The sequence below is a fragment of the Desulfurella sp. genome (assembly GCF_023256235.1).
Lineage (GTDB): Bacteria > Campylobacterota_A > Desulfurellia > Desulfurellales > Desulfurellaceae > Desulfurella.
On sequence record NZ_JAGDWY010000067.1, the window covers coordinates 9,005 to 13,478 of the forward strand.

Sequence of the window (4,474 nt, forward strand, 5' to 3'; positions counted from 1 at the left end):
CTTGATTTTCTTGATTTATTATTTGTTTTTCATCCATTGTGATCCCTCCTTACCACGGAATTTCATCGTTTATATCTTGCGCTATAATTTCGTCGTCTATATAAAATTTTCTATAAAATAAAACAATTAACGCCATTAAAATGAAATTGAATCCCGTTATTATACCAATTAAAGAGTTAATGGCATTTGAATACAACTCCACAATAAGCCAGATTGCGCATGCAAGTTCTCCTGCGCTTAAAAAAAATATTAATAAAAAAGGAAACATTCCTGCAGTATTTTTTTTAATAAATATTACATGATTTACGTCTTTTTCAACAAAAGATGATGCAAAACCAATTATTCCTGCAAGTATAAACAGCAATGCCCATGCTATTAAACCTATCTGGTACGAAGAAAGATGCGACGTAATCATGTAAGATTTTTGCTTTTTTGTATTTTTAAAGAAATTTATATGGACTTCATTATGATTTGGACCATGATATTTTGTAAAATTTTTACCATTAGAATAAGCAAGCATTACAGTCATATCTTTGTTTGCTATGGTTTTGTCGTGCAATCCGCAAGATTTTAAATTTCTTTCAAAGCTCAAAATAGTTCCATCAGGTGTTGATTCACCTTTGTATGATAAAATGCAATCTTTGCCACCTGCTTGTGTTATAGGCTCATGAGAATATGGTGTGTTTGCATATTCTTCATTTATATAAGTTTTTCCATTTTTAACAAAACCCATAAAAATATCGGCACCATTCATTACAGGACCTTTTGGATTAAAACCAATACCAACCCAACCCTTACCAGGAGATACAAGCGCAAAATGGATTTTATTTTTATTAATTTTCCAGAATATATTAATTTTTGTTTTTTCATCAAAAAAATGATTCGTATATTTTGTGCCAAGTACCGTCATATTTACTTTAGGATGCTTTTGTTTGAGTAATATTTCATATGTTATAAAACTAATTAAAACAATGCCAATTATGAAAAAAATCATAGAAATGTTAACGTATCTTTTCATTCTAACCTCCTTGTTTTGAAAATAATATAAATGTTTTAAAATTGTTTTAAAATAGGAAATTATTGAATAATAAAGTTAAACTTTACCTACAATACGAAATGTCAGTGTAATAAAAAAACTTACTTTTTTAAAACAGAATAAGTTTTTCTTTTATAGGGTAAAAGAACCAAAAAAGAAGATAAACCAAGAAGTATGAATCCAGATAGTATTATTGGACTACCTGGATCTTTTGATGCTGAAATTAAACTTATAAAAGTTTCGTAAACGTTTAGAAAACTAATATTGGTTCCTGCAACATTGACTGATTGATTTTCAAAAAGCCATCCGTTAGCATAACCTTTTGGGGTAAAAACATACAGATTTGCTACAAACTTTGAATTATAATACTGTAAATCTTTTAGATACAAAACCATATTTCCAATTTTTTCAGGTTTATTTATATATAGTTTATTTGTCCTGTTGTTAACTTTTATACTAATGAAAGTTTTAGATTTCTCGGGCATGTAGCTTGATTGATAAAACCAAATTCCATGGTATTTAAAAGGATGGTTTACATATATATTAAATGGTATCTTTTTACTGTTATCTAAAATCAAACCTGTTGTTTTATATTCTTTTGGCACGCTTCCTTTTTTGTAGTATTTTATAGTGAAATTTTTGCTTTCTATACTGAAAGGCAATGTAGTAGTGCTTGAATTGACAAAATAAACCGTATTTGTAGGTTTGTCTTTTTTTAATACCAACATACCTCTAAATCCAAAAAAGTTTGTTATTAATGCCCCAATAGCGATTATTAGTATGGATAAATGTATAAAATAAACGGCAAATTTTCTTATTGGGTATTTGTGAACAAGTATTACATTGTTTTTTTCATAAAATAGCAATTTTTTTCTTTTTAGTAGTAATTTTAATTGCTTTTTTTTGTCTTCAACATCATTAAATCTGAAGCTTTTTTGTGCTTTAATTGGAGGCTCAAATAGTTTTTTTGTTTTTGGAATGAGACTTATAGTACAGCTAACAAGGTTGATTATAAACAAAATGATTACGAATTTAAAATAAGAAGAATAATAAATATTATACAGACCGATTGATTTTAAAAAAGCTGGATAGATAGATTGAAAACTTGATATAGCAACCATCAAAGCTATACAAACCAGTAAAAATATTGTGAGATTCAAAGATTTTAAAAAAACAAAGATTTTATTTAGACGCATAACTATGAAGACCTGGCATAATAAAGTTTACACCCAGATATGTAATCATAATTGAAACAAAACCGACTAAAGCAAGATATGATAAAAAACGGATACTTTTGTTTTTTATGTTATAGTGAATATAGATAAGATAAACTATCCATGTAATTAAACTCCATATTTCTTTTGGATCCCAGCTCCAATATCCACCCCAGGCGTATTTAGCCCAGATTGAACCTGTAATAATGCCTGTTGTTAATAGAGGAAAGCCAATATAAACTGGTTTTACCAGTAAATCTTTGGAAATATTTTTAAATGGCTTGTGAAAGTATATAAATACAATAAATGTTATTATAAAAATTACAATTCCTAGGATTACAATATTATATCTAAGTAAATTTGCTAAAATAGATGTAAGTAAACCGGCTACCAATATGCTAAAAGATAAAGAACCTGTTATATAATCGCTTTTTAATTTTGAAGTATATAGTATGTATGTACCAATTAGAAAATTCATTGAAAAAGCAGCATATGCAAGAAAAGATGTGATAACGTGTATTGCAAGCCAGTTACTTTTAAGTGCAGGAATCAATGGTTCAATATTTTCGCTAAAACCAGCAATAGACAATCCAAATAGTGTAAAACTTATTAAAATTGATGAAAAAAGAACAATAAAGCTTTTACTCTTTTTTAAAAACAGTACCTGAAATAAGCCAACACATAAAGCAAAAAAAACAAAAGAAGTAAAAGCATCTGTTACAGGAATATGACCTGCTTTATTCCATCTATAAAAAAAATAGGTTAAATTCTCAAGGAAAGAAAATAAAAATAAGAATTTTGCAATATTTTGAAATTTTTGTGATTTGAATGAAATAGAAATAAACATAAAAAGCGCAGTGAACAAATAGGAAAAGCTTGTTATTGAAAATAGTAATTTCATTAAATAAACCTTAATTTTTTAGAATTCCTATTTTTAATGCCAGTTTAATAAAGTCTGATTTGTTTTCTATATTTAATTTTTCTAAAGCTCGTGTTTTATAAGTAGAAACGGTTTTTTCACTAATATAGTATTTAAAAGCTATTTCACGATTTGTAAAGCCTCTAGCAAAATCAACCATGACTTCTTTTTCCCTATCACTCAATTTGTCCCATAATTGTTTTTCAATTGAGATATTTTTAGAATCATTATTGCTAATCATTTCAGATATAAATTGTGATTCAGCAAATACTTCACCTGAATTGACTTTTTTAATTGCATATAATAAATCCGAATCCATGGATTTTTTTAGCACAAAACCAGAAGCTCCTTTGTTTATAGCTTCTTTAAAATACTCATAGTCTTCGTACATTGTTAAAATTATAATTTTTGAAGAATGGGAAAGTTCTTTAATTTGTTGAATAAAATTTAGGCCATTTTCTCCGCTTATTGCTATATCTAAGAGAATAACATTTGGTTTTTTTTCTTTTATTATATAAATAGCTTCATTTATTGATGAAGCCAGTCCAACTACATCTATTTCTTTATAAGAAGATAGCAGACTGTGTAATCCAGCAAGAAGAATTTTATGATCATCAATAATTAAAATAGATATTGGCTTCATACTGGCACCTCAAACGATACGATACTTCCACTGTTAATTTTCGAATCAATATTTAATTTTCCATTCAAAATACTGCATCTTTCTTTCATCATCATGAGCCCAAAATGTTTATTAGTGTCTATATCATTGATTTCAAAACCTATGCCATCATCCTTAACATAGCCATTTATGTGAGTATTGTTTGAGATTAAATGTATATAAATATTTTTTGGTTTTGAATGTTTTATTGAGTTTATAGTGGCTTCCTGTACAACTCTAAAGATACATGTTGAAATTTCGTTGTTTAATTTCGATATATCAAGTCCTGAAATATCTAAATGGATTTTAAAATTAATATTTTTTTGTAAATTATTAACAAAATTTTTTAGTGCAGAAGCAAGACCTAATGTATCTAAAGCAACTGGTCTTAAATTAAAACATATATTATGAATATTTGATAATTCGTTCGATATTAAATTGCTCAAAGAATTAATTTCATTATAATTACCTATGTTTCTCCTTAGTATATCGAGTTGGAGTTTTATGTACACCAAGGTTTGCGAAAGTTGGTCATGCAATTCTTGAGCAATTTTTTTCTTTTCTTCTTCCTGTATGCTAATTAGTCTTTTTATTAGATTAGAAATTATGTTTTGTTGCTTTTTAATTTCTTCTTCGCGTTTTTG

At 27.2% G+C, this 4,474-nt stretch carries 5 protein-coding genes; all 5 read right to left on the reverse strand.

Annotated elements, in window-relative coordinates; genetic code table 11:
* Nucleotides 1-49 precede the first annotated feature (49 nt).
* Nucleotides 50-1,018 (reverse strand): DOMON domain-containing protein, encoded by a 969-nt coding sequence (locus Q0C22_RS06845; RefSeq protein WP_291493099.1) that lies wholly within the window; start codon nucleotides 1,016-1,018, stop codon nucleotides 50-52.
* 119 nt (nucleotides 1,019-1,137) lie between these two features.
* Nucleotides 1,138-2,232, reverse strand: coding sequence for a cytochrome c biogenesis protein ResB (locus tag Q0C22_RS06850; RefSeq protein WP_291493101.1), 1,095 nt, complete (start codon nucleotides 2,230-2,232; stop codon nucleotides 1,138-1,140).
* The gene (gene ccsB, locus Q0C22_RS06855) at nucleotides 2,219-3,097 is read right to left on the reverse strand and encodes a c-type cytochrome biogenesis protein CcsB (protein ID WP_291493103.1); all 879 of its coding nucleotides are present in this window, start codon (nucleotides 3,095-3,097) and stop codon (nucleotides 2,219-2,221) included. The genes Q0C22_RS06850 and ccsB overlap by 14 nt, the downstream gene beginning before the upstream one ends.
* 64 nt (nucleotides 3,098-3,161) lie before the next feature.
* Entirely contained in the window at nucleotides 3,162-3,812 is a 651-nt protein-coding gene (locus Q0C22_RS06860; protein WP_291493105.1) for a response regulator transcription factor, read from the reverse strand.
* Nucleotides 3,809-4,474, reverse strand: a 666-nt coding sequence (locus tag Q0C22_RS06865; RefSeq protein WP_291493108.1) for a sensor histidine kinase, incomplete at its 5' end; no start/stop codon positions are given. The genes Q0C22_RS06865 and Q0C22_RS06860, both read right to left, overlap by 4 nt.